Here is a 23,939-nt window from a genome sequence, read left to right as displayed (position 1 = left end):
CGCCGGCCGGGCCATGTGGGCCTGCGCGGCACCTGCGGCGGCTACAGCGGGGGAAGGATGTCCCGGGCTTCCTTGGAATCCACGCCGGCGGCCTCCAGGAGGTCCACCATGAGCGGTCGGAACAGCATGACCACCGTTTCGCCCTCGAGCAGCTGGACGTCCAGCATCCGCGGATGCAGCCGGATGGCAATCTCCCGCAGCTCGGACCGGGCAGTGCGCAGATGCGCGCGGCGGGCGCCGTCGTGCACTTCCGCCAGGCCCAGCGACAGCTCATCGACGGCGGCGGCCGTCTCCTGCAGGACGTCGGCGATGTTCTGGGTGGCCTCGTCCGAGAGGGCCGCATGGTTGATGGCGCTGGTCAGGCGGCGCGCAAAAACCCGGCTGTTGCGCAGCGCGAGATCGATGTAGTCCAGTGACTGTTCCATCTGGTCCAGCTCTTCCCGGTGCCTTCGGTATGCGGGGGCCAGGGTGGCCACCTCGCCGGAGGCGCGCAGCGTCTGGCGCATGGCATCGACGAGAGGCTGGCAGTTCCGCCCCCGGATGAGGGCGTGCCAGGCCTGGGTGGAATCGCTGTAGCTCAGCGCCGAGGCGCATTCCCGCAGCACCTCGGCGAGCTCGTGGAGCAGCTTCTTGACGTCGTTGCGGGGTTCACGCCGGGGATCCTTGGGAACCAGGACGGTCATCAGCAGCGCAAACACCCCGCCCACTACGGCGTCGATGCTGCGCGTGAACGGCCCCCCGATCGGCGCCGGCAGGAGCACCACGAGCACTGACTGCAGGCCCAGCTGGGTGGTGAAGATGGTCCCGCTGTCCAGGAACCTGGCCAGCAGGATGGAGAAGAGGAGAACGACGGCGGCCTGCCAGATCCCGGAACCCAGCCAGTGCAGCAGCAGGTCCCCGACGACGATGCCGAGCGTGCAGCCCAGGCCCACCTCGATGACGCGGCGCAGCCTCGGGTCCCGGGAAAAACCGAGGGCAATCAGGGACGATGTGGCCGCGAACAACGGCCCGTTGTGGCCCAGGACGTATTCGGCGAACGCGTAGGCGCCCACGGCGCACGTGGTCATCTGGATGGCCGGCCCCAGGGAGTTCCGGCTCCGGACAAAGCCGGTCCGGACCCGGCCGCGCAGGAATCGTGCGCTTGCGGAGAGTCCAGTCGCGGAGGCCATGCCCTCCAGTCTATTTGCTGCCCCGGGCCGGCCGGCACGGCAGACCTGCCCCTCCCACCCGTTGCGCTATCAGTTGTGGTCCCCATTCTCGGGTTTTGGCGGGCCTTGGCGCGCGGAAGTGATAGCGCAACGTGGAGGGGCATGACCGATACGACTGTGACCCACAGAACACAATGGCTCCCCGGCAGATGTAAGCCAATGGCCCAGTGTCGTTAACCGGCCGTTCACCTTGGTCCGCAATTCTCTTCACCTGGGCCACTTACCGTCGGTAAAGGTACAAATCCGTACGCATCCCTGCTGGCCTTCTCCGGCCCAGCACGCAAAGCCCTGAAAGGGGTACATCTAAGTGAAGGCTCTCCGCTTCGGCCGCAACGCGGCTATCGCTGTTATCGCCGCCGGCGCACTCGCGCTGACCGCTTGCGGTTCGGACAATGCAACCAACACGGCCCAGACCGCGGCTCCGTCCGCGTCCGGCCCCAAGGTCACCGGCACCCTGACCGGCATCGGCTCTTCCGCCCAGGGCGCAGCCATGGACGTCTGGAAGACCAACTTCGCTACCGCGAACCAGGGCGCCACTGTGCAGTACTCCCCGGACGGCTCCGGCGCCGGGCGCAAGGCGATCCTCGACGGCTCGGCACAGTTCGCCGGCTCCGATGCCTACCTCAAGGATGACGAGCTCGCCAGCTCCAAGGACAAGTGCGGCCCCGACGGCGCCCTCGACATCCCGGTCTACATTTCCCCGATCGCCGTGGCCTTCAACCTGCCGGGCATCACGGACCTGAAGCTCGACGCTGCCACCGTTGCCAAGATCTTCCGCGGCGAGATCGCCAACTGGAACGACCCCGCCATCGCGGCCCTGAACCCGGACGCCAAGCTTCCGGACCTCAAGGTCACCCCGGTGAACCGTTCGGATGACTCCGGCACCACCTCGAACTTCACGGACTACCTGTCCGCCGTCGCCCCCTCGGTGTGGACCGACAAGGCCGCCGGCGTCTGGCCCGCGAGCCTGAAGGGCGAGAACGCCAAGGGCACCTCCGGCGTCGTCAAGACCGTCACCGACACCCCCGGTGCGGTCACCTACGCCGACGACTCCGCTGTCAGCGGCAAGCTCGGCACGGCGCAGATCAAGGTCGGAGACTCCTTCACGAAGATCTCCGCCGACGCTGCTGCCAAGGCAGTGGACCAGGGCAAGCCGGTTGAAGGCCGCAACGCCAACGACCTCGCCATCAAGCTGGACCGCACCACCACCGCCGCCGGCGCCTACCCGATCGTCCTGGTGTCCTACCACATCGTCTGCAGCACCTACGACACGCAGGCCACCGCTGACCTGGTCAAGGCCTTCGTCAAGTACGCAGCCTCCGACGCCGGCCAGCAGGCCGCCGCAGACGCCGCCAAGTCGGCGCCGCTGTCCAAGGCCCTCCAGGACAAGGCAATCGCTGCCGTCGACGCCATCAAGGCCAAGGCCTAGGGATAACGCCGCACCGCGAGGCATAGTGGAAACACGAGCCTGATCAAAGGTTCCCTGCATCATGGCGGCCGTCACCGGCGGCCGCCATGGAGCAGGGAACCGACGCGTTTGTTCCAAACACCAAGATTTGCCGGAAGCCGGCCGCGGAGGCCTCCGCAGCCGGCGCCCGGACCTCCACCCAAACCGAAGGACCGTGAAGTGACCACCACCTCCCTGACCAAGTCCCGGGGCGCAGGCCACACCGGCGACAAAGTCTTTTCCGCAGCCGCCTTGGCGGCAGGGTGTCTGATCCTCGTCGTGCTCTTCGGCGTGGCACTGTTCCTGGTCATCCAGGCGTTCCCGGCCCTCGTGGCATCGCCGGACAAGATCCAGGGCGGCGAAGGGTTCTTCACCTACATCTGGCCGCTCGTCATCGGCACCCTCATCGCCTCCGTGATCGCCCTGGTAATCGCGACGCCGATCGCGATCGGTGTCGCGCTGTTCATCTCGCACTACGCACCGCGCAAGCTCGCCTCCGGCCTGGGCTACGTCATTGACCTTCTCGCCGCGATCCCGTCCGTGGTTTACGGCGCCTGGGGCGTTGCGTTCCTCGCCAAGGAAATCTCCCCGTCCTATAACTGGCTGGCCAACAACATGGGCTGGCTGCCGATATTCCAAGGTCCCGCCTCGGCCACCGGAAAGACCATCCTCACGGCCGGGATCGTCCTCGCCGTCATGGTCCTGCCGATCATCACGTCCCTGACCCGCGAGATCTTCCTGCAGACCCCCAAGCTGCACGAAGAGGCCGCGCTGGCCCTCGGCGCCACCCGCTGGGAGATGATCCGGATGACCGTCCTGCCGTTCGGCCGGCCCGGCATCATCAGCGCCGTGATGCTCGGACTCGGCCGGGCCCTCGGCGAGACCATGGCCGTGGCGCTGGTGCTGTCCTCCGGAGCCCTGACCGCCAGCCTGATCCAGAGCGGAAACCAGACCATCGCCGCCGAAATCGCCCTGAACTTCCCCGAGGCCAGCGGACTGAAGGTCAGCACGCTGATCGCCGCCGGCCTGGTGCTGTTCGTCATCACCCTCGGCGTGAACATGATCGCCCGCGGGATCATCACCCGGCACAAAGAATTCTCGGGAGCCAACTAAATGACCTCCACCCTGACCCCCGTGCGCAAGCGCTCGGCACTGACCAAGGGCCAGCTGCCCAAGGCCGCGCCGTACATTGTCCTGGCCGTAGCCCTGGTCCTCGGTGCCGCCATCCTGGCCCTGATCGGCTTCAACGCCTTCGGCTGGGGGCTGGTCTCCGGCATCCTCTTTGCCGCCGGACTGGTCGGCTGGAGCCTGGTTGTGGAAGGCGCCCGCAAGGCCAAGGACAAGTTGGCCACCTGCCTGGTGGTGGGCGCCTTCCTGGTCGCCCTGCTGCCCTTGTTCTCGGTGATCTGGACGGTGCTGGTCAACGGCCTCCCCGGCCTCCTGGATCCCGGATTCCTCACCACCTCCATGAACGGCGTCACCGGCGCCTTCGATAACAAGACCGTCGAGGAAGGTGCGCCCCTGCTCGGCGGCATCTACCACGCGCTCGTGGGCACCCTGCTGATCACCGTGCTCGCCACCCTCATCTCGGTCCCGGTGGGCCTGCTGACCGCGATCTATCTCGTTGAATACGGCGAGGACCGGGCGCTGGCCCGGGCCATTACCTTCTTCGTGGACGTCATGACCGGCATCCCCTCGATTGTCGCGGGCCTGTTCGCCGCGGCCGCCTTCTTCGCGCTGGTCGGCCCGGGCACCAAGACAGGCGCCGTCGCCGCCGTCGCACTCTCTGTCCTGATGATCCCGGTGGTGGTCCGCTCCAGCGAGGAAATGCTCAAGATCGTGCCCAACGAACTCCGCGAGGCCGCCTACGCCCTCGGCGTCCGCAAATGGCGGACCATCCTCAAAGTGGTCCTTCCGACGGCGATCTCCGGCATCGCGTCCGGCATCACCCTCGCGATCGCCCGTGTGATCGGCGAAACCGCGCCGATCCTGGTCACCGCCGGATTCGCGACCACCATCAACACCAACGTGTTCAGCGGCTGGATGGCCTCGCTGCCAACGTTCATCTACACGCAGATCCTGAACCCCACCTCGCCGTCCAACCCGGATCCGTCCTCCGAGCGGGCCTGGGGTGCGGCCCTGGTGCTCATCATCCTGGTGATGCTGCTCAACCTCGGCGCCCGCCTGATCGCCCGCGTCTTCGCCCCCAAGGCCGGCCGCTAGGCCACCGCCGCGCCCGCCGAATAAACCTCCAGCAAGTGAAGGAACACCATGTCTAAGCGCATCGACGTCAAAGACCTGAACGTCTACTACAGCAAATTCCTGGCCGTCGAAGGCGTCAACATCAACATCGAGGCCAAGTCCGTCACGGCCTTCATCGGCCCGTCGGGCTGCGGCAAATCCACCTTCCTGCGCACCCTGAACCGCATGCACGAGGTCATCCCCGGGGCGAGGGTTGAGGGCGAGGTGCTGCTGGACGGGGACAACCTGTACGGCCCCGGCGTCGACCCGGTCACCGTGCGTTCCCAGATCGGCATGGTGTTCCAGCGGCCCAACCCGTTCCCCACCATGTCCATCCGGGACAACGTGCTGGCCGGCGTGAAGCTGAACAACAAGAAGATCTCCAAGGGCGAGGCTGACGTCCTGGTGGAGCGCTCCCTGCAAGGGGCGAACCTGTGGAACGAGGTCAAGGACCGCCTGTCCAAGCCCGGCTCCGGCCTCTCCGGCGGCCAGCAGCAGCGCCTGTGCATCGCCCGGGCCATTGCCGTAGAGCCCCAGGTGATCCTCATGGACGAGCCCTGCTCCGCCCTGGACCCGATCTCGACGCTGGCCATTGAGGATCTCATCAACGAGCTCAAGGACCAGTACACGGTGGTGATCGTGACGCACAACATGCAGCAGGCGGCCCGCGTGTCGGACAAGACGGCGTTCTTCAACATCGCCGGCACCGGCAAGCCGGGCAAGCTGATCGAGTTCGGTGACACCCCGACCATCTTCAGCAACCCGACCGAGAAGGCCACCGAGGACTACGTCTCCGGCCGCTTCGGGTAAACGGCAAGTCCCTTACAGGCGGGCCACCGGCGTGAGCGCCAGCTGCAGGACGAACGCGGCGGTGGCGGTTACAACCGGGGTCAGGACCCAGAACGCCAGGATGCGGATCACCAGCCGGCGGTCCGTGCCCGGGAAGGACTGGTTGGCGCCGGCGCCCAGCGTTGCCGCCGTCACCGTGTGGGTGGTGGAGACGGGCCAATGCAGCCCGATCGCGCCCACCAGCAGCATCACCGAGCTGTACATCTGGGCGACGAATCCACGCAGGGGGTCGATCCGGGTCAGCCGGTAGCCGATGGTGTAGGAAATTCGCCAGCCGCCCGCCAGCGTCCCCGCCGACAGCAGGACGGCCGTCATCACCGCCACCCACACCGGCACGGACCCGCCGTCGGAGAGCCCGGCCGCCAGCAGCGCCAGGATCACCACGGCGCTGGTGCGCTGGCCGTCCTGCAACCCGTGGCCGAAGGCGACGGCGCCGGCTGCAATGGCCTGGGCCCGCCGGGACCGGGTGTTGACGACGTTGGGCGGCGTGTAGCGGGCGGCCCAGCTGGCAGGCCAGACCAGCAGGAACGACCCGACATAGGCGATCACCGGGGAGACCAGCAGCGGCAGAGCCACCTGGTACAGGAGCGAGTTGTCAACGCCGGTGACGGGGTTGCCGCCGACGGCGACGCTCGCCACGCCTGCCCCGGCGAGGCCGCCGACCAGGGCGTGCGTGGAGGAGGCCGGGATGCCCCGCCACCACATATAGATACCCCAGAGGATGGCGCTCACCAGCGCGGCGAGGAGAATCGTCAGGCCGTTCGTGCCCGTCGGCAATGTCAGCCACGTCTGGCTGACGGCCAGTGCAAGGGCGGCGCTCAGTCCGGCGCCGATGAAGTTGAACAGGCTGGCCAGCAGTACCGCCACGGTTGGGGTCAGCGCCCGCGTCCGCACGGCCAGGGCAACCGAGGAGGACGCGTCCCTGAAGCCGTTGAGGAATGCGAAGGCCCCGGCGCAGAGGAGCACCAGGGCAAGGAAGAAGAACACCACGTCAGGATTCCTTGACGATGATGCTGCCCACCTGGGTGGCGATCCGGCGCATGTCCTTCGTGACTTCGACAAGCTGGTTCGCGATGTCGCGGTTGCGCGCGTACTGCATCGCCTTCATCTCGTGGAGCATGTCCGCGACCCAGACCCGGTGAGTGCGTTCGGCGCGTTTGGCCAGCCGGAGGATCTCGATCCAGTAGTCCTCGAGTTCGTCCAGGTTGTTCAGCTTCCGCATGGCATCGACCGTGAGCTCGGCCTGCCGGCTGATGATTTCCAGCTGGTCCGCTGCGCGCTTGGGCAGCCGTTCGAGCTTGTACAGGGACACGAGCTCGGCGGCGGCGTCGAGCTTCTCTATGGCCTCGTTGAGGAAGCGGGACAGCGTGTACATGTCCTCGCGCGGCAGGGGATTCACGAAGCTGGTGCGCATATGGGTCAGGAGGGCAAAGTGCAGCTCCGCCGATTTTGCCTCATGGTTGTGCATGTCCTCCACCAGCCGGGCATGCTCACTGGCCGGGGCGCCGAGGATCTCCGAGAGTGTTCCAGTGGCCAGCACGATCTGGCGCGCCATTTGGGAGAGCAGGTTCAGTCCGGCGGACTCCTGCGGGAACAGGCGCAGCTTCACGTGGTGTCACCGGTCTTCCGAGGAGTGGGTCGCGGGTAGGCTCGGCCGCCTGTGTGACTTGACGGAGACCAGCGCATGCGCCTTACTTTACCGTCCGCGCCGGGCCCGGACTGGCCGGACGCGGCATATGACAGCGCCGGTACGCCCTCAATTAAAAAGGGGCATAAAAATGGTGCCGAACCGGATACGCCTCTCGGCGGTAGGCCGCTCTAGGCGGCTAAATGTTGAAGCCCGGGGGTTTCGCGGTTCGGCACCGCTTTTAGTTTTCTACGTAGGTTCTTTCAAGTCAACATTGACAGCCTGCCCAGGCCGTGCGTGGTGGCCCTTAGTCCAGCTCGCCCAGCCGCCACGCGTTGGCTGCGTGTTCGAGGTCTTCGGCCGTCTTGACCAGCAGGTGGGAGTTGCGGGTGAGCTTGCTGGCGTGGTTCTCGTTGCTGTGCTCGGCGTTGTCCGCAATCGTTGCCTGGCCCAGGGCAACCACGCGGCAGAACGCGGCAGAACGTTCAAGCGCGACGTCGAAGTCGCCGTCGAACGCCCCGGAGAGGATGGCGTCCGCCATGGATTTCATCTCATCCGCGCCCGGCGGTTCGGCCGCGCCGGCCACCACATGCGAAACCTGGGCCGTGTCCTTGCCTGCCTTGAAGTAGACGGAGATCCGTTCGGGGTCCTGGATGGTGGCGGCCCGCAGGGCGTAGAGGCGCCACAGGGCGCCGGGGAGGGACCGTGCGGGGCTTTCGGCCCACATTTCGGCGATCGCCTCCAGTCCCTGCTCATCGGCGAGCTTGACCAGCCGCTTGGTGACTTTGGGGTCATCGCTGTCGCGGCCGCGGCGCACCAGCGCCTGCGCGGCCAGATGGGCCGCCTCCGAGACGCGGGCGGGATCGGCCCCGCCGGCGAACGGCTCAAAGTCGATCGGCGCGAAGGGTTTCGGCTTGTGGTGCCGCGGGCCGGGGGCGCTTGATCCTGCTTGCTCGCTCATGCCCCCACGCTACTCCAGTGCCGCCGGGGAATCGAGGATCGGGCCGGCGGCGCTGCCGCTGACGCCGGTGACGGGCGACGCCGGTCCCGGCAGTGTGAATAATGTCGGCCCAGGTCTGGGGTACAGTAATTAACGTCCAGAAATGGACTGGGCTGAAACGCGCCGCAGCGACGGATTTATCCGCTGTTTCGGAGCTATCAGTTGGGGCCTTTAGCTCAGTTGGTAGAGCATCGGACTTTTAATCCGTGGGTCGTGGGTTCGATCCCCACAGGGCCCACTCTTTTAGCGAAGAGTGGAAATTCCCCGGCTTCCTGGCAACAGGAGGCCGGGGATTTTTTGTGTCCCCGGGCCTTTTGGTGCTGAGGGGCCCTAGCCGCTGCGATTGCACGGCGGGCTAGTTATCAGTTCGGCTAGGCTTGCCGGATGGACTCCCACGGCGCCTCCGGATACTGGTACGGCCCCGATGACAGCCTTGACCCGCCTGCTGCCATCCTGCAGGCCCTTCGCGATTACAGGATCTCGGAGGTGGCAACGCGGCGGTCCACGCGCGATTCGATGGGGATGGGCGAGACGGACCTGCTGGCCCTGCGCTACCTGCTGCGGGCCAAGGCCACCGGAGAACGGGTCGGCCCCAAGGACATCAGCCGTGTCCTGGGCATCACCACCGCCTCCACCACCTCGCTGATCGACCGGCTGGTGGCCAGCGGACACGTCCGGCGCGAGCCGCACCCGACCGACCGGCGCTCGCTCGTGATCGTGCCGACGGTCTCCACGGACTCCGAAGTCCGCGCCACGCTGGGCCACATGCACCGGCGAATGATGGAGGTGGCCGAGTCCATGAGCGCCGAGGACGCCCGCGTGGTCATCACCTTCCTGCGCCGGATGGGCGAGGCGATTGGCGAAAAGCGGCACTAGTTTTACCTCGCACAACCGGGAAACTAGCTTGTTTAACTAGTTAGTTATTCTATTTATATGTATGCTTATTACTTGTTTTCCGGCCATCAAACGAGAGTAGGCGTCATGCCTGAATCCGCAACCTTTGCCGGGGGCACAGGCGGCAGTCCCCTTCTCCCGCGGCACTGCGGCGCCCCCATGGAGTGGCACACCCCGGAGCCGGCTGCGATGTCCTCCTACTCGTTCGGGCCCGCTGAGCGTTCCTTGGCCCTCCCCGCTTTGTGGCGTTGCCGCTGCGGTTTTCAGCTGGACGACGTCGGGCAGGGCGCCGCGGAGCCGGTGGCAGCCTACTCGCACAGTCATTGACGACTCAGTCGGTGACCCGGCCGGCGTTCGCGGGCAGTGTTCTCCCGGCGCGCAGGCCCGCGGGCGGGCAGGGCGCCTTCCTGATCCACGGCCTCCTGGGCAGGGGCGCCACGGCCACCGTTTATCGCGGCACTGATCTGGCAAACAAGCGTCCCGTGGCGGTCAAGGTCGCTGAGGGGCCCGACGATCGGCATTCGCGCAGGATCCATGACGAAGCCCGGATTCTGTCCAGGCTGGACCACCCGGCGGTTGTGGCCTTTGTGGGCGAGGGGCGCGTGCCGGACGGACACCCGTGGGCGGGCCGTCCCTTCCTTGTGGAGGAATTTGCCTACGGCGGGAGCCTGGCGGAACGGATCCATGCGGGTCCGAACGAGCCGCAGGACGTGGCCGGCTGGGCCGCGGCTGCCCTGTCCGGGCTCGGCCACGTGCACGCCGGCGGCTTCGTGCATCAGGACATCAAGCCCGCCAACATCCTTCTTAGCTCGCTGCGCAGGTCCCCGGTGAGGATTGCGGATTTCGGGGTTGCCGTACCCGCGGGAACTGTCCTCGTACCGGGATCGTCGTCGGGCACCGTGCATTACATGAGTCCGCAGCAGGCCAACGGGGGACCGGCGGATCCGGCGGCGGATGTCTACGCCCTGGGTCTGGTCCTCCTGGAATGCCTGACCGCGGCCAAGGCGTTTCCGGGGACGCCGGTGGAGTCGTTGGTGGCACGGACCCTGCGGAGCCCGGTGATCCCGCCCGGTCTCGGGCCCCGCTGGGTGTCGCTGCTGGGTGCCATGACGGCTATGGACGCCGCGGACCGGCCCCCGGCCGATGTGGCCGCCGCCGAGGCCGCGGCGATCATGCGCCGCCCCGTACCGCCGCTGCGCGGTCTGGCGGCCGGGTTCTTTTTCGGCGCCCCGGGGACGGCACCTCAGGCGCCGGGGCGTCAGCCCCTCAACCCCGTGGCGTGAGCCCAGCCGGCACCAGCGCGGTGGGGGAGGCCACGTCCAGCCGGTCCAAGGGGGTGCCCGGCACCCCTGTTTCGGGGTCCAGGGGGAAGGTCACGACGTCGCCCGAGCGTTCGTGGGCGACGTGGAGCCATCCCTCGCGGACCACATGGTGCCGGGGCCAGTTGCCGCCGCTGTGAACGTCGGCCACCGGGCGCAGCGCCGCGCCTCCGGCCACCACCTCCAGCACGCTGATCCGGTTCGAGCCGCGTACGCCCACGTAGGCGTGCCTGCCGTCGGCCGCCAGCGCGATTTCTGCCGCCGAATCTCCCGGTACGGCGCCGCCGGCGGTGGCCGGCCCGACGAATCCGAGCCGGAAGTCCCCGGAGTCCGGCGACAGCGAGGCCGCGACCACCTCAATTGAATACTCGGTCACCACAAAGACGTCTCCGCCCGGGTGCTGGACCAGGTGCCGGGGGCCGCTGCCCTGCGGCAGGACTACCTCATGGTCCAGGACCGGCCGCAGAGCCGGCCCCGGCCCGGAGCGGACGGTCCAGATCCGCAGGAGGTCGTGGCCCAGGTCCGTGGTCATCACCCGGCCGTCGGCCAGCATGAGCGCGGCATGGGCACGGCTGGGCCGCCCTGGTTTTTCGGGGGCTTCCGCGTCGGGAGCGTCGCCGTAGGGGTCGCGGGACTCCGCGGCGGCGGCCCGGCCCAGGATTCCGCCGTCGGCACCGAGTTCGTAGAACAGCACCTGGCCGTCGCCCCAACAGCACACCACCAGGAAACGCCCGGCAGGCTCGACGGCGACATGGCAGGCCGCGTCACCGGCCGGCCACGCGGGTCCCGCAGGCTCCAGGCCAAACTCGCCATCCCGGCGGTAGGCCCGCACGGTCCGCGCATGCTCGGCAACGGCGTAAACCACAGGAAGTGAGGGGTGGACCGCCAGGAAGGACGGCGAGCCGGCCTCCGCCGCAAGACCGAGCCATCGCAGGGTGCCGTCGGCCGCCGCGGCGACGGCGCCGATCCCCGAACCGCTGCCGCCTGAGTCTGCAGTGTAGGAGCCGGTCCAGATGAGGTCGTGTGCAGGGATGGATTCCATGCTGACATCCTGCCAGCCGGGCCTGCCACGTGATGGCAAACCGCCGTGGCAAGAGGGCGCGCAAACCCGGCGGGCCCCATCGCGGCGGCTGGGGGCCTTGGGTAGCATGGGATTCCGGGCAACTGCAGCAGAAGGAGGTGAGTCCCGTTCACGCAAGTCCAGAAAGGGTGCCCTCCCAGCGGTGCCGGCCGCGGCCAGCTCACGGTGAGGGCGTCTGACACCAGACCGAAAGGCGCTCCCATGCCACTAGTTGGCCAAGATTCCCCGCACCAGAGACTCACGGCCAGGCTCCGCGCCGCCGGCTGCGTGTTCGCCGAAGACGAGGCCAGCCTGCTGATCGCCGCCGCCCCGACGCCGGCCGAACTCGATGAGATGGCCCGCCGGAGGGTTGCCGGCCTCCCGCTTGAACACATCCTCGGCTGGGCGGAATTTTGCGGACTCCGCATCGCCGTGGACACCGGAGTCTTCGTGCCGCGGCGACGCACGGAATTCCTCGCCCGGCAGGCCGCCGCGCTCCTGGACACCTGGCGGCAGGAGCCGGCCGGGGCAGGCCGGCCCGCGCCGGTCGTCGTTGATCTCTGTTGCGGCTCCGGCGCGGTCGGGACGGCGCTGGCCGCGCTCGCCCGCCCCAACGGACGGCACAGCGCTAGCGACCTGCCCGGCCCCATCGAACAGCACAGCGACATCGAACTTCATTGCGCCGATATCGACCCTGCCGCCGTGGCGTGTGCGCGCACCAACGTGCTGCCGTGGGGCGGGGAGGTCCATGAGGGCGACCTCTACGATCCGCTCCCGGCGGGACTCCGGGGCCGTGTCCGGTTGCTGGCCGTCAATGCCCCCTACGTTCCCTCGGCCGACATCGAAACCATGCCGCAGGAGGCGCGCGTGCATGAGCCGCGGGCCTGCCTCGACGGCGGCGCCGACGGGCTGGAGGTGCAGCGGCGGGTCGCCGCCGGCGCACGTCAATGGCTGGCGCCAGGCGGCCACGTGCTGATCGAGACCAGCCGCCGGCAGGCCGCACAGACGTCCGAGATCCTTCGCAGGCACGGACTGAGGCCACGGGTGCTGCGCTCGGAGAAGCTGGGGGCCACGGTGGTGGCCGGCGCGTTGCCGTTTTCCAGCTGAGGGCGGCAGGCCCGGTTAGGCGTCCTGCGCAGGGCGCCTAGGGCAGCTTGTCCGCCGCGGTGGTGCTCCCGTGTCCGGCCTCGCGGTGGACGGCGGAGCTGATGACGGTACCCGCGCGGCGGGCGGCCTCGCTCAGGTGGTCGGTGACCTCTGGGGCTTTGTCCTTGACCGTTTCGGCCGCGGCGGCCACCTTGTCCTGGACAGGCTTGCTGTGCCACAGTTCGGTGCCCCGGGCCTTGAGCTTCTCATAGGCGGCGCGGCCCGATCGTGAGCCGAGGACATACCCTGCGGCCAGTCCGGTGGCGAAAAGAAGTTTGCCCTTCATTTTGTGCTCCTTCTCCATGCGGTACTTGAAGATAATGCAAAAAACCGGCCCCGGGTATACCCCAGGACCGGTTTCCCGCCAGTCTCCGTATTAGCGGACTGAGCGCTTGCTGATCATGCCGTAAACCAGCAGCACGACGATCGCACCGCCGATGGCCAGCAGCCAGGTCGACAGCGAGAAGAACTCGTTGATGCCCACGCCGAACAGTGCGCTGCCGATGAATCCGCCCAGGAGGGCGCCAACGACGCCGAGGATCAGGGTGATGATGATGCCGCCACCCTGACGTCCCGGAAGGATAGCCTTAGCGATTGCTCCGGCGATGAGGCCCAGAATCAGAAATGCGAAAAAACCCATTTTTATCGTTCCTTCTTCTTTCATAGAGGAGGCACCTGGATCGTCAGGTGCGCTTCATCCTTCTGCCTCAATAGTAATCATGCTTAGTATCAAAGGCCACCCGGCGCCCCGTGGGTGGGACGGGCGGGATGCCAAAGATCAGCCACATCCGGCCTACCAGGCGTAGTCTTCCGGTGCAGTGCGGTGGCCCGGGAAAATCTCGTCAAGGCGCTTCAGCGCGTCGGCGTCGAGCTTCAATTTGTGCGCCCTGACGGAGGATTCGAGCTGCTCGAGGGTGCGCGGGCCGATGATCGGAGCGGTGACTGCCGGCTGGTGGAGCAGCCACGCGAGTGCAACGTCTGCCGGGTCCTGGCCCAACTCTGCGGCAAAGTCCTCATAGCGCCGGATCTGTTTCTGGTGCGCTTTGAGCGCCTCGAGGGCGCGGCCCGCGATGCGGCGGACGCCGTCGCCCTCCTTCTGCAGCACTCCGCCCAGCAGGCCGCCGTGCAGCGGCGACCACGGCAGGATTCCCAGGCCGTACTGCTGGGCGGCGGGGATGACTTCCAGTTCCGCGTCCCGGGTCAGCAGGTTGTAGATCGACTGCTCGCTGACCAGCCCGTAGTAGTTGCGGCGGGCGGCGGTTTCCTGGGCGCGGGCGATGTGCCAACCGGCGAAGTTGCTGCTGCCGGTGTACAGGATTTTGCCCTGCTGTACCGCGACCTCGACAGCCTGCCAGATCTCTTCCCATGGCGTGTTCCGGTCCACGTGATGGAACTGGTACAAATCGATGTAGTCCGTCTGCAGCCGTTTCAGGCTTGCATCCAGGGCCCGGCGGATATGCAGTGCCGAAAGCTTGGACTCATTGGGCCGGTCCGTCATGGTGCCGAACAGTTTGGTGGCCAGTACCGTGCGCTCCCGGCGCTCCCCGCCCTGGGCGAACCAGCGGCCAAGTATTTCCTCGGTCCAGCCGCGGTGGCTCGAACCGCCGTACACGTTGGCGGTATCGACGAAATTGATGCCGGCGGCCTGCGCGGTGTCCAGGATGGTGAAGGCCTGCGTCTCCTCGGTCTGCGGGCCAAAGTTCATGGTCCCCAGGCACAGGCGCGAGACGGTCAGGCCGGAGCGGCCCAGATGCGTGTAGCGCATGAAGCGCTCCTCTCCGTCCTGACCTCCTCCGCCCTGACGCGTTGCGGGTTTTCTCCGAAGGCGGGCCGGTCTGTGCCGTCCGCGCTCCGGAGCGGGCGTCAGCGCTCCAGGCGGAACCCGAGCTTGATGGTGACCTGCCAGTCCGCGACCTGGCCGTTTTCAAGGTGCCCCCGGATTTCCTTGACTTCGAACCAGTCAAGGTTCCGGAGGGTCTTGGCGGCCTCCGTGATGCCGTTCCGGACCGCCGCATCGAGGCCTTCGTTCGAGGTTCCGACAATTTCAGAAATGCTGTAGGTGTGATTAGACAACTTCGCTCCTCGTGATCGCCATCGATGACCGGCTGTGGGCCGTTCCTGCAGACTAGCCCACGGAACCGGGCCGGACTAGGGGGAGGGGGCCGGAATCCGGGCCCCCGGGGGGCGGACCCGGCAGCGGCCGCTTTGCCTGCCGGGGAAAGGCGTCGGCCCGCGGCCTGATCCTGCTCACCATCCAGGGCAGCATGTAGTGGGCCACCCAGGCCAGATCGCTGGCCCGGGTTTCCCGCCAACTCCCCGGCGGCATGGGCTTGGGTTCGAGGGGGCGCAGGCGGTGTGGCACGTTGAGCGTGTCCAGGACCATGGCCGCAATGGTGTGGTGACCCAACGGCGAGAAGTGCAGGCGGTCCGGATCCCACATTCGGGCATCGCCCAATTGCCGCAGTGCCCATAAATCAGCAATGAGGACATCGTGCCGGGCGGCGATGACGCGGATGTTCTCGTTGAAGACCGCAACCTTGCCCCTGATGTGCCCGAACACGGCGGTCTCGCCCCAGTCCGGCCCGGTGAACAGGACCACGGTGGCCCCGGTGGCCGAGAGCACTGTCACAGCCGCGTCGAGGGAGGCGGCCATCCGGTCCGGATCGCCGCGATGGAACACGAGGTCGTTCCCGCCGGCCGAGAGGGTGACGAGGTCCGGTTTCAGGTTCAGGGCCGGCTCAAGCTGCTGGTCGAGGATTTCGCGCAGGACCAGGCCGCTGATGGCGAGGTTTGCATACCCGAACTCTCCGCGGCCCTCGCCGAGTTCCTCGGCTATCCGGTCCGCCCACCCCCGCATGCCGCCGGGGCTCAACGGTTCCGGGTCGCCGACACCTGCCGTGAACGAATCGCCGAGGGCGACATACCGGCTCCAGGGCGGTGAACGCCATGCACCGGACTGACCTCGTGCGGAGCCCTGAATCCCCGGCTGCCGCCGCCCCGCCGCGGGAATATTGTTGCCGGTATGGCCGGCGTCCGGCTCGAGGAACCTGGCGGCGTTCACATCACCACCAATACGCCGATAATCCATGCCGCGCTAGGTACTTATGCCCCTAGCGAGGCGCCGAGGCGGCGTTCCCTCCGGAGCGGAGACCCACTTGCCCTCGGGGTCGAAAATACTCAGGGGGGTATGATGTGGAACCTGACGCGCCGATCCCGGAGGTACCAATGGAACTCGATCCCACCGACATGAAGCCTGTCATCAACCGGCTTCGCCGCGCGCAGGGGCAGTTGGCGGCCGTCACCAGGATGATCGAGGAAGGCCGCGACTGCAAGAGCGTCGTGACCCAGTTGGCGGCCGTCTCCAGCGCCCTGGACAAGGCGGGATTCGCCATTATCGCCACCGGCCTGCAGCAGTGCATGCAGCAGGAAGACCCCAGCCTGGACCGGGCAGAACTGGAAAAGCTCTTCCTCTCGCTGGCCTGAGCAGCTCCGCCAAGCGCCTGCCTAAGCAGCACGCCTAGGCGCCTAAGCGCCCGTCGGTCGTTTGGGCGTCAGGCGGTGCCTTCGGCCAGGACGAAGGTCTTCAGGTCATCGAGGGTCTGCTGCATGTGCGCGTCCATGGCGTCCCGGGCCCGGTGCGGGTCGCGTGATGCCAGTGCGTCCGCGATGTTCTGGTGGTGCCCGATCGCGTGCTTCTGGATGTCCGGCACCTTGGACGTCTCGGTCCGGCGCTTTTCCAGCACCCGGTGCAGCGGTTCGAACAAAACGGCGACGAAGACGTTTTCAGATGCCTGCAGGATGAGGTCGTGAAAGGCGAGGTCAGCCTCGACGAACGCGGCGAGATCGTTGGTCTCATGGGCCTGCCGCATCCTCTCGACCTGCGCGCGGAGGGCCTGGATGTCAGAATCCGCCATCCGACCGGCCGCAAGTTCGCATGCCCCCGTCTCCAGCATCCGCCGCAGCTCAATGAGCTGGATGGCGGCCGAGGCGTCATTGGTGCCCTCTGAGGCCGCCCGCAATACGGCGTCCAGGGAGCCCCAGCGGTTGATCGGGTTCACGAACGTGCCGCGGCCCCGTTCCACACTGAGGATCCGCTGGGCTTCGAGGGTCTTCATGGCCTCGCGCACGGTCATCCGGCTGACTTCGTGCCGGGAGCTGAGCTCAAGTTCGCCGGGGACGCTCGCGCCGGGCGGGAACTCGCCGGCAATGATCCGGTCCAGCAGTTCGTCGGCCACTACGCCGACCAGCGATTTCCTAGCCAATTCTCCCCGTCCAGCGACTGCACTCAGCCTGATGACTTGCCTGATGGCGTGCTCCTGATGGCCAAGTCTACTTGCGCGTCCTTGTGCCATATGCCACACTAGCATCCAGATATAAGATGTCTGACATCTTACATTTAGCCCCTTCTGCGGCTCCCGGAGTACCGCAGGTTTCCACCGATCGATCCCACACAATGGAGTGCATAGTGCCCCTCGAAGCAGACGTGCTGGCCGCTTTCCCCGCGGAAGTACAGATCCCCGCCCGGCTCGTGGCAGACAGCGTGGCGGCCTCGTCCGAGGCATCCCCCCGCGTCCTGGTAGTCCTCGACGACGACCCCACCGGCACCCAGTCCGTGTCGAACCTGCCGGTCCTCACCCGCTGGGAAGTGGCGGACTTCGCCTGGGCGTTCGGCTACGAAGTCAACGGCCAGCGCCAGCGCGCGGTCTACGTGCTGACCAACACCCGCAGCCTTGACCCCGCCGAGGCAGCGGCCCGCAACGAGGAGATCGTCCGGAACGCCCTCGCGGCCGCCGCATCAACTGCCGGAACGGCTGAGGGAGCCCTGCGGCTCAGCTTTGTCAGCCGGAGCGACTCCACCCTCCGCGGCCACTACCCGCTCGAACCGGACGTCATCGCCGCCACCGTCACCGCCGTCAACGGCGAGACGACCGACGGCGTCGTGATCGTTCCCGCATTCCCCGACGCCGGCCGCGTGACGATCGGCGGCGTGCACTTCACCCGCGGCACAGGCGAGGACGCCGGACGGCTCACCCGCGTGGCAGAGACCGAATTCGCCCGGGACGCGAGCTTCGGCTTCGCCAACTCGGAGATGGCCAAGTACGTGGAAGAGAAGTCGAACGGCCGGTTCCCCGCGGACTCGGTGATCGTGCTGGACCTGGACATCATCCGGGCCTCCACGGATCCGAGCATCTCCGCCAAGGCGATCGCCGACGCCATCGACGCCGCCACGAACTCCACCCCGATCGTGGCGGACATCGTCACCGAAAACGATCTGCGCGCCCTGTCCCTGGGCCTGGAGGAAGCAGAACGCCGCGGCAAGAAGCTCCTTTACCGTGTGGGCCCGCCGTTCGTCCGGGCACGGATCGGCCAGGAAATCCCCACCGAACTCAGCGGCGAAGAAGCGTTTGCGGGCAACACCCCCTCGGAGGCCGGCGGCCTGATCGTCGTCGGCTCGCACGTCGGCGTCACCACCCGCCAGCTCAACGCCCTGACCGCGCAGCACAGCGCGGCACGGATCGTGGAGATCGACGTCGAAAAGCTGCTCAGCGAGAACGCGGGGGAGTACCTGGATGAAACCGTTGACACGGTGGTTGCCGCCCTCCGCGGCGGCGACGTCATTGTCCACACGAGCCGGCTCCTGATCAAGGCCTCCGACGCCGCCGAAAGCCTGCGGATCGCCCGGACCGTCTCGGCCGCCGTCGTCGCCGTCGTGAACCGCACGCTGAAGACCTTCCCGCCCCGCTTCGTGATCGCCAAGGGCGGCATCACGTCCTCGGACGTGGCCGCACACGGCCTGGAAATCCGGCACGCGATAGTCCGCGGGCCCATGCTGCCGGGCATCGTCAGCCTCTGGGAGCCGGTGGACGGCCCGGCCAAGGGCATCCCGTACATCGTCTTCGCCGGCAACGTGGGCGATGACCAGTCCCTCGCCGATGTCACGCGCAAGCTCAGCAACACTTTCTGATTCCACACCACATCATTCGATGGAGAACACCATGACCAGCACCTACACCATCACCGTCCTGGGCCTTGGCGCCATGGGCCTGCCCATGGCCACGCGCCTGGCCAGCCAGCTCAACGTCCACGGCTTCGACATCGCCGAGCCGCGCCTAAAGCTGGCTCAAGACGCCGGCATCCGCACGTTCGACTCCGCCCAGGAAGCCTCGAAAGGCGCCGACGCCCTGCTGCTGGCAGTGCGCAACGGCGAGCAGCTCAACGATGTCCTCTTCGGCGAGAACGGCGTGGCCTCCGTGCTCAAGCCGGGCTCCGTCGTGATCCTGGGCAGCACCGTGGGCACCGACGCCATCCCGGCCACGGTGGACCGCCTGGCCGAATACGGCGTCGAACTGGTTGATGCCCCGCTCTCCGGCGGACCCAAGCGCGCCGGCGAAGGCGACCTGCTGATCGTGGTGGGCGCATCCCCCGAGGCCCAGGAAAAGGCCCGCCCGGCCCTGGAGCTGCTGGCCTCCACCCTGACCGTGGTCGGCGACAAGCCCGGCGACGGACAGGCCCTGAAGACCGTCAACCAGCTGCTTTGCGGCATCCACATCGCCGCCGCCGCGGAGGCCATGGCCCTGGCCGACGCCCTCGGCCTGGACCAGGCCAAGACCCTCGCCGCCCTCGAGGCCGGCGCTGCGGGCTCCTTCATGCTCTCCAACCGCGGCCCGCGCATCCTGGAGGCCTACACCGAAAGCGGCGCGGAGGTCCTCAGCCGCCTGGACATCTTCGTCAAGGACATGGGCATCGTCGGCAAGGCCACCCGTGCCGCCGGCCTCGCCGCCCCTGTGGCCGCCGCCGCGGAGCAGCTCTACCTCCTGGGCCAGGCCCAGGGCCTCGCCGCCGCCGATGACTCCGCCGTCATCAAGGTCCTCGCGCCCACCAAGCGCACCGCCTAACCCGCCACCCCACCTCCGGCGACGGCGGTCCCCCCTCCGCCGTCGCCGGGCACCACCCCGCCACTCCACTTTTACCTCGCGGTTGAATCGTCGGAGAATATTCCTGTCAAAGGAGACATCCCCTCATGACCCCCCTGCTCAATTCCCTGATGGTGCGCGCGGCCGACGCGCCCGTCATCAAGCCTGCCGTGGAGCTGGGAACTCCGCTGCTGCTGACAATCGCTGCTGCCGGCGTTGCCCTGCTGCTGGTGATGATCATCCGCTTCAAGATCCAGGCCTTCGTTTCCCTGCTGACCGTGAGCATCCTGGTGGCCGTGGCCGCGCAGATCCCGCTCAAGGACATCTTCACCGTGGTGGCCGCCGGGGTGGGAGGCACCATGGGCAAGGTCGCGCTCCTGATCGCGCTCGGCGCCATCCTGGGCCGGATGATCGAGGTCTCCGGCGGCGTGCAGTCCCTCGCCGACCACTTCACCGCCAAGCTCGGCGCCCGGCGCGTGGCCGTGGCCCTCACCGCAGTCGGCTTCCTGGTCGCGATTCCGGTGTTCTTCGAAGTGGGCATCATCGTCCTGGTGCCGATCGTCTACGCCTTCTCCAAGATCGCCAACGTCCACCCGGTGAAGTTCGGCCTGCCCATGGCCGGCATCATGCTGGCCATCCACGTGGCCGTTCCGCCGCACCCCGGTATCGTGGCCGGTGCCGGCGTGCTCGGCGCCGACATCGGGCTGATCGCCCTGATCTCGCTGACGATCTGCGTGCCCTTGGGCTTCCTGTCCTACTGGGTCGCAGCCATCATGAACCGCAGGAACTACGAGCTGCTGCCCTCCGTCAAGGCCCAGGTGGATGAGTTCGGCTCCGCCACCATGGTCCGTGTTGGCCACGAGGGCCCGGGCAGCAAAGCCATTGCCCCGCCGCGTCCCGGTCTGATCATCTTCCTCATCGCCACCCCGATCGCGCTGATCCTCCTGGGCACCGTCGGCACCCTCGTGATCGACAAGAACGACTTCTGGTACGGCGTCGCCGCGTTCGTCGGCAACCCCGTCTTCGCCCTCCTCGTGGCCGTTGCCCTCTCCTTCTTCCTCCTCGCCGTCCGCCGCCAGTGGTCGCTCGTGGAAACCGGCGAAATCTTCGAAGGCGCCCTGCCCCCGATCGCCTCCATCCTCATGGTCGTTGCGGCCGGCGGCGTCTTCGGCGGTGTCCTGCAGGTCAGCGGAATCGGCAAGGCGCTCTCCGAATCCCTGGACACCCTGGGCGTTCCGCTGCTGCTGCTTGGCTTCATCATCTCCCTCGCTCTCCGCGCCGCCCAGGGCTCGGCCACCGTCGCGATCGTCACAACGGCAGGCCTGCTCTCCTCCGCCGTGGCCGGCGGCGGCTACACGCCGGCGCAGATTGCCGTGATCGTGATCGCCATCGGCTTCGGCGCCCTGGGCCTTTCACACGTCACCGACGCCGGGTTCTGGGTGGTTGTGCGCTACTACGGCCTGACCGTCGCCGACGGCCTCAGGACCTGGACCGTGCTCACCACCGTGCTGGGACTGGCCGGTTTCGCGCTGACGTTCGTCGCCTGGATCCTGGTGGGAGGCCTGAGCGCCTGATGCGTACCCAACTCGACACCCTGGTCGCAGGGGCCCTGCAGCAAGGCTCCGCGGTCCCTGCGTTCACCTGCTACGACTTCACCACCGCGCTCGCCGTTGTGGGCGCGGCCGAGGAATCCGGCCGGGGCGCCATCCTGCTGGTTGCGCCGAAGACCGCGGCCACGCCCAACGGGCTGCGGCTGATCGCGGCCCTCCGCGGACTCGCCGACGCCGCCGGCGTTCCGATTGCCGTGCAGCTGGACCACGCCGCCGACCCGCAGGTGATCGCCGACGCCGTCAGCGCCGGAGCCGACTCAGTGCTGGTGGACGGGTCCTCACTGCCGTACGAGGACAACATCGCCCTGGTCCAGGGCGTCCGGGCAGCCCTGGCAGCGCAGGGGAGGGCCGACGTCGTAATTGAAGCCGAACTCGGCGGACTCGCTGGCGACGAGGACCGGGCCTTCGGGACCGGCGTGGCGGACGAACCCGCCGGCCTCACCGACTCCGCCCAGGTGGAGGACTTTGTGGCCCGCACCGGGGCGCAGCTGCTCGCCGTGGCCGTGGGCAACGTCCACGGAAGGTACAAGGGGGAGCCCCGGCTGCGCTGGGACGTGCTGCAGGACATCGCCGTGCGGACCCGGATCCCGCTGGTCCTGCACGGTGCCTCGGGCATCCCGGCCGAGGAACTGGTCAAGGCCGCGGCCATGAACGTGGGCAAGGTCAACTTCAACACCGAGCTGCGCACCGGCGTCCTGGCGGTCCTTGAGGATCAGACCACCGCCCACCGGGCCGACGGCGAGAACCTCCAGGCGCTGCTGGGCCATTGGGATGCCGCGGCCAGGGCGTTCGCCGCGACCTCACTGGGCACGCTCTCCCGCTGACGGAACCGGCGGAACTCCGGCGCGGACCCGGGCCCAACTGCTCTGGCCGTCCGGCCGCCCCAAGGCCACAATGGACGCTTACACAGCAGGCCTTCCCAGGGGGCGTCATGGTTCCACAGCAGCGGTCAGCCGGCGGTCCGGCCCCGATGCCGGACCGCGACCCGGTGATCGACCTCGCCCGGTTCTTCTGCCTGGTCTTGGTGGTGGTGGCACACACCATGATGGTGAGCCCCGTCCTGCACCCTGACGGCACCGTGACCACGGAAAACATCCTGGGCAATCAGCGCTGGTTTGAGCCTGTGGTGTGGGTCCTGCAGATCATGCCGCTGTTCTTCGTGGCCGGCGGGATCACGGGCCTGCAGTCCTGGCGGCGGCTCCGGGCCCGGGGCGGCACAGGCGTCGATTTCATGCAGTGCCGGCTCCTGCGCCTGATCCGTCCAGCTGCCGTCCTGCTGGCCGCCATGTTCCTCGGGCTCTCGGCGGCACGCCTCACAGGGGTTGCCCCGCAGGTCATCGAGCTGGTCGCCAGCGGGGCGGGAATGCCTCTGTGGTTCCTCGCCGCGTACCTCGCCGCGCAACTGAACCTGCCCTGGCTGGCCGCCCTCCACGACCGCGCGCCATGGCTGAGCTTCGCCGGGCTCGCCGCCCTGGTGGTGACTGTCGATTGCCTGCGGGGGGTGCTGCCGCCGCTGGCCTACCTGAACATGGTGTTCCTGTGGTGCGCCGTGCAGCAGCTCGGATTCATCATCGCGGACGGCCGGCGCCTGCAGAGCGGCCGGCCGGCACGCTTCGGCATCATCGTTGCCAGCAATATGCTGCTGGGGCTGCTGGTCCTGCTGGGGCTGTACTCCGGGAACATGCTGGTGAACCTCAACCCGCCCAACGTGACGCTGCTGCTCCTGGGCATTTCACAGGCCGCCGCCCTGCAGCTCTTCCGTCCGGGGCTGTCCCGGATCGCGTCCCTGGCCTGGGTGCGCCGGATGATGGGCGTGGCCGGCCGGCGGTCCATGACGGTCTATTTGTGGCACCTGCCGCTGCTGGCGGCGATGTCCGGGCTCCTGCTGCTGACGGCTTTTCCCCAGCCGGTCGGCGGCAGCGCGGCCTGGTGGTGGGGGCGGCCCCTGGTGCTGCTGGGCGTCGTCGCGCTGCTGCTGCCGGTACTTGCGCTGTTTGGCAGGCTGGAGGAGCGGCCGACGGCGTCCGGCCCGTCGCGGAGCCGCCCGGCCGCCGCCGTGCTGCTGGCCGCCGTCGCCGTTTTTGTCCCGGCAGTCGACGCTGCCCTCAACGGGCTCACGCTCGGGCTGCTCGGCGGGGGCGCCGCCTGCTTCGCGCTCGCCGTCGTGCTCCTGGGCCGGATTCCGGCCCGGCTGACAACGCCAGCTGAGCCGTCCGGGGGATCAGAACCGCCATTGCCACGCCCGCCATTAAGTGCCAATGTCGAACCATGACGGAGAACTCTGCAACCACGGAAGACACCTTCGCCCCGGACGTCTCTACCATCCGGAACGACGAACTTCACCGCTACGAACTCCGCGTCGGCGGCAAGCTCGCCGTCCAGGTGCGCTTCATCGACAGGCCCGGCCATATCGACTTCATCCACACGGACACCGCAGAGCAGTTCCAGGGCCAGGGACTGGCCAAGGTGCTGGCGCACTTCGCCCTCGATGACGTGGTTGCATCCGGCAAACGGATCATCCCGAACTGCCCGTTCATGTACCGCTACCTGCGCAAGCACGAGTCCTACCACCAGTACGTGGACTGGCCGGAGCGGGTGCCCGAGGGAGCCTGACCGCCCTGCCC

25 protein-coding genes and 1 tRNA gene are annotated in these 23,939 nt (G+C 67.8%); 15 read left to right on the top strand and 11 right to left on the bottom strand.

What is annotated here, in order from left to right; all coding sequences use genetic code 11:
* Positions 1–41 precede the first annotated feature (41 nt).
* Entirely contained in the window at positions 42–1,169 is a 1,128-nt protein-coding gene (locus AB4089_RS05210) for an FUSC family protein (protein ID WP_441408219.1), read from the bottom strand.
* 346 nt (positions 1,170–1,515) lie between these two features.
* On the opposite strand from AB4089_RS05210, the gene pstS reads away from it, so the two are divergent.
* From pstS to pstB, 4 genes are all read left to right on the top strand, one after another.
* Positions 1,516–2,637 (top strand): phosphate ABC transporter substrate-binding protein PstS, encoded by a 1,122-nt coding sequence (gene pstS, locus AB4089_RS05205; protein ID WP_441408218.1) that lies wholly within the window; start codon positions 1,516–1,518, stop codon positions 2,635–2,637.
* A gap of 198 nt (positions 2,638–2,835) precedes the next feature.
* Positions 2,836–3,768 carry a phosphate ABC transporter permease subunit PstC gene (gene pstC, locus AB4089_RS05200; RefSeq protein ID WP_441408217.1) on the top strand — a complete coding sequence of 311 codons (933 nt, stop codon included), beginning with the start codon at positions 2,836–2,838 and terminating at the stop codon, positions 3,766–3,768.
* Positions 3,769–4,878 carry a phosphate ABC transporter permease PstA gene (gene pstA, locus AB4089_RS05195; protein ID WP_441408216.1) on the top strand — a complete coding sequence of 370 codons (1,110 nt, stop codon included), beginning with the start codon at positions 3,769–3,771 and terminating at the stop codon, positions 4,876–4,878.
* A gap of 48 nt (positions 4,879–4,926) precedes the next feature.
* Entirely contained in the window at positions 4,927–5,706 is a 780-nt protein-coding gene (gene pstB / locus AB4089_RS05190) for a phosphate ABC transporter ATP-binding protein PstB (protein WP_441408215.1), read from the top strand.
* Positions 5,707–5,718: 12 nt separating this feature from the next.
* Here the strand turns inward: pstB and AB4089_RS05185 are convergent, their stop codons facing one another.
* The 3 genes from AB4089_RS05185 to AB4089_RS05175 form a co-directional block, all read right to left on the bottom strand.
* Positions 5,719–6,732, bottom strand: coding sequence for an anion permease (locus AB4089_RS05185; RefSeq protein WP_441408371.1), 1,014 nt, complete (start codon positions 6,730–6,732; stop codon positions 5,719–5,721).
* A 4-nt stretch (positions 6,733–6,736) separates the two neighbouring features.
* Complete coding sequence (locus AB4089_RS05180) at positions 6,737–7,354, bottom strand: DUF47 domain-containing protein (RefSeq protein WP_441408214.1); 618 nt, start codon at positions 7,352–7,354, stop codon at positions 6,737–6,739.
* 325 nt (positions 7,355–7,679) lie between these two features.
* Positions 7,680–8,333 carry a hypothetical protein gene (locus AB4089_RS05175; RefSeq protein ID WP_441408213.1) on the bottom strand — a complete coding sequence of 218 codons (654 nt, stop codon included), beginning with the start codon at positions 8,331–8,333 and terminating at the stop codon, positions 7,680–7,682.
* Between the two features lie 204 nt (positions 8,334–8,537).
* Between AB4089_RS05175 and AB4089_RS05170 the strand changes: the two genes are divergently transcribed.
* The 3 genes from AB4089_RS05170 to AB4089_RS05160 all read left to right on the top strand — a co-directional run bounded on the left by AB4089_RS05170 (position 8,538) and on the right by AB4089_RS05160 (position 10,549).
* Positions 8,538–8,610, top strand: a tRNA-Lys gene (locus AB4089_RS05170).
* A 146-nt stretch (positions 8,611–8,756) separates the two neighbouring features.
* Positions 8,757–9,248, top strand: coding sequence for a MarR family winged helix-turn-helix transcriptional regulator (locus tag AB4089_RS05165; RefSeq protein WP_441408212.1), 492 nt, complete (start codon positions 8,757–8,759; stop codon positions 9,246–9,248).
* A 341-nt stretch (positions 9,249–9,589) separates the two neighbouring features.
* Positions 9,590–10,549 carry a serine/threonine-protein kinase gene (locus AB4089_RS05160; protein WP_441408211.1) on the top strand — a complete coding sequence of 320 codons (960 nt, stop codon included), beginning with the start codon at positions 9,590–9,592 and terminating at the stop codon, positions 10,547–10,549.
* On the opposite strand, the gene AB4089_RS05155 is transcribed toward AB4089_RS05160, so the two are convergent.
* Positions 10,533–11,627 (bottom strand): lactonase family protein, encoded by a 1,095-nt coding sequence (locus AB4089_RS05155; protein WP_441408210.1) that lies wholly within the window; start codon positions 11,625–11,627, stop codon positions 10,533–10,535. The two genes, AB4089_RS05160 and AB4089_RS05155, sit on opposite strands and share 17 nt — an antisense overlap.
* A 240-nt stretch (positions 11,628–11,867) precedes the next feature.
* Here AB4089_RS05155 and AB4089_RS05150 point away from each other — a divergent pair, with 240 nt between their 5' ends.
* Entirely contained in the window at positions 11,868–12,752 is an 885-nt protein-coding gene (locus tag AB4089_RS05150; RefSeq protein WP_441408209.1) for a putative protein N(5)-glutamine methyltransferase, read from the top strand.
* Between the two features lie 37 nt (positions 12,753–12,789).
* Here AB4089_RS05150 and AB4089_RS05145 read toward each other — a convergent pair whose 3' ends face one another.
* The 5 genes from AB4089_RS05145 to AB4089_RS05125 form a co-directional block, all read right to left on the bottom strand.
* On the bottom strand, positions 12,790–13,077 hold the full coding sequence (locus AB4089_RS05145; RefSeq protein ID WP_441408208.1) for a YtxH domain-containing protein: 288 nt from the start codon (positions 13,075–13,077) through the stop codon (positions 12,790–12,792).
* Between the two features lie 90 nt (positions 13,078–13,167).
* On the bottom strand, positions 13,168–13,431 hold the full coding sequence (locus AB4089_RS05140) for a GlsB/YeaQ/YmgE family stress response membrane protein (protein ID WP_441408207.1): 264 nt from the start codon (positions 13,429–13,431) through the stop codon (positions 13,168–13,170).
* A gap of 153 nt (positions 13,432–13,584) precedes the next feature.
* Positions 13,585–14,556: an aldo/keto reductase gene (locus AB4089_RS05135; RefSeq protein WP_441408206.1), complete on the bottom strand. Its 972-nt coding sequence runs from the start codon at positions 14,554–14,556 to the stop codon at positions 13,585–13,587.
* Positions 14,557–14,654: 98 nt separating this feature from the next.
* Positions 14,655–14,864, bottom strand: a complete 210-nt coding sequence (locus tag AB4089_RS05130; RefSeq protein WP_441408205.1) for a dodecin — start codon at positions 14,862–14,864, stop codon at positions 14,655–14,657.
* Positions 14,865–14,916: 52 nt separating this feature from the next.
* Positions 14,917–15,879, bottom strand: coding sequence for an SGNH/GDSL hydrolase family protein (locus AB4089_RS05125; RefSeq protein ID WP_441408204.1), 963 nt, complete (start codon positions 15,877–15,879; stop codon positions 14,917–14,919).
* A gap of 137 nt (positions 15,880–16,016) precedes the next feature.
* Here AB4089_RS05125 and AB4089_RS05120 point away from each other — a divergent pair, with 137 nt between their 5' ends.
* A complete protein-coding gene (locus tag AB4089_RS05120) occupies positions 16,017–16,274 on the top strand; it encodes a metal-sensitive transcriptional regulator (protein WP_441408203.1) in 258 nt (85 codons plus the stop codon).
* Between the two features lie 68 nt (positions 16,275–16,342).
* On the opposite strand, the gene AB4089_RS05115 is transcribed toward AB4089_RS05120, so the two are convergent.
* The gene (locus tag AB4089_RS05115) at positions 16,343–17,053 is read right to left on the bottom strand and encodes a FadR/GntR family transcriptional regulator (RefSeq protein ID WP_441408202.1); all 711 of its coding nucleotides are present in this window, start codon (positions 17,051–17,053) and stop codon (positions 16,343–16,345) included.
* Positions 17,054–17,256: 203 nt separating this feature from the next.
* On the opposite strand from AB4089_RS05115, the gene AB4089_RS05110 reads away from it, so the two are divergent.
* The 6 genes from AB4089_RS05110 to AB4089_RS05085 all read left to right on the top strand — a co-directional run bounded on the left by AB4089_RS05110 (position 17,257) and on the right by AB4089_RS05085 (position 23,928).
* Positions 17,257–18,756, top strand: coding sequence for a four-carbon acid sugar kinase family protein (locus AB4089_RS05110; RefSeq protein ID WP_441408201.1), 1,500 nt, complete (start codon positions 17,257–17,259; stop codon positions 18,754–18,756).
* A gap of 31 nt (positions 18,757–18,787) precedes the next feature.
* Positions 18,788–19,687, top strand: coding sequence for an NAD(P)-dependent oxidoreductase (locus AB4089_RS05105; protein ID WP_441408200.1), 900 nt, complete (start codon positions 18,788–18,790; stop codon positions 19,685–19,687).
* A 125-nt stretch (positions 19,688–19,812) separates the two neighbouring features.
* Positions 19,813–21,279 carry a GntP family transporter gene (locus AB4089_RS05100; RefSeq protein WP_441408199.1) on the top strand — a complete coding sequence of 489 codons (1,467 nt, stop codon included), beginning with the start codon at positions 19,813–19,815 and terminating at the stop codon, positions 21,277–21,279.
* Complete coding sequence (locus AB4089_RS05095) at positions 21,279–22,139, top strand: class II fructose-bisphosphate aldolase (protein ID WP_441408198.1); 861 nt, start codon at positions 21,279–21,281, stop codon at positions 22,137–22,139. The genes AB4089_RS05100 and AB4089_RS05095 overlap by 1 nt, the downstream gene beginning before the upstream one ends.
* 107 nt (positions 22,140–22,246) lie before the next feature.
* Positions 22,247–23,587, top strand: coding sequence for an acyltransferase family protein (locus AB4089_RS05090; RefSeq protein ID WP_441408197.1), 1,341 nt, complete (start codon positions 22,247–22,249; stop codon positions 23,585–23,587).
* Positions 23,584–23,928 carry a GNAT family N-acetyltransferase gene (locus AB4089_RS05085; RefSeq protein WP_229995895.1) on the top strand — a complete coding sequence of 115 codons (345 nt, stop codon included), beginning with the start codon at positions 23,584–23,586 and terminating at the stop codon, positions 23,926–23,928. The genes AB4089_RS05090 and AB4089_RS05085 overlap by 4 nt, the downstream gene beginning before the upstream one ends.
* Positions 23,929–23,939 lie beyond the last annotated feature (11 nt).

This window comes from Arthrobacter sp. 2MCAF15 (assembly GCF_052115605.1).
Taxonomy (GTDB): Bacteria; Actinomycetota; Actinomycetes; order Actinomycetales; family Micrococcaceae; genus Arthrobacter.
Note: the sequence above shows the minus strand (reverse complement) of the source record. Positions and strands in the feature narration are given on the sequence as shown.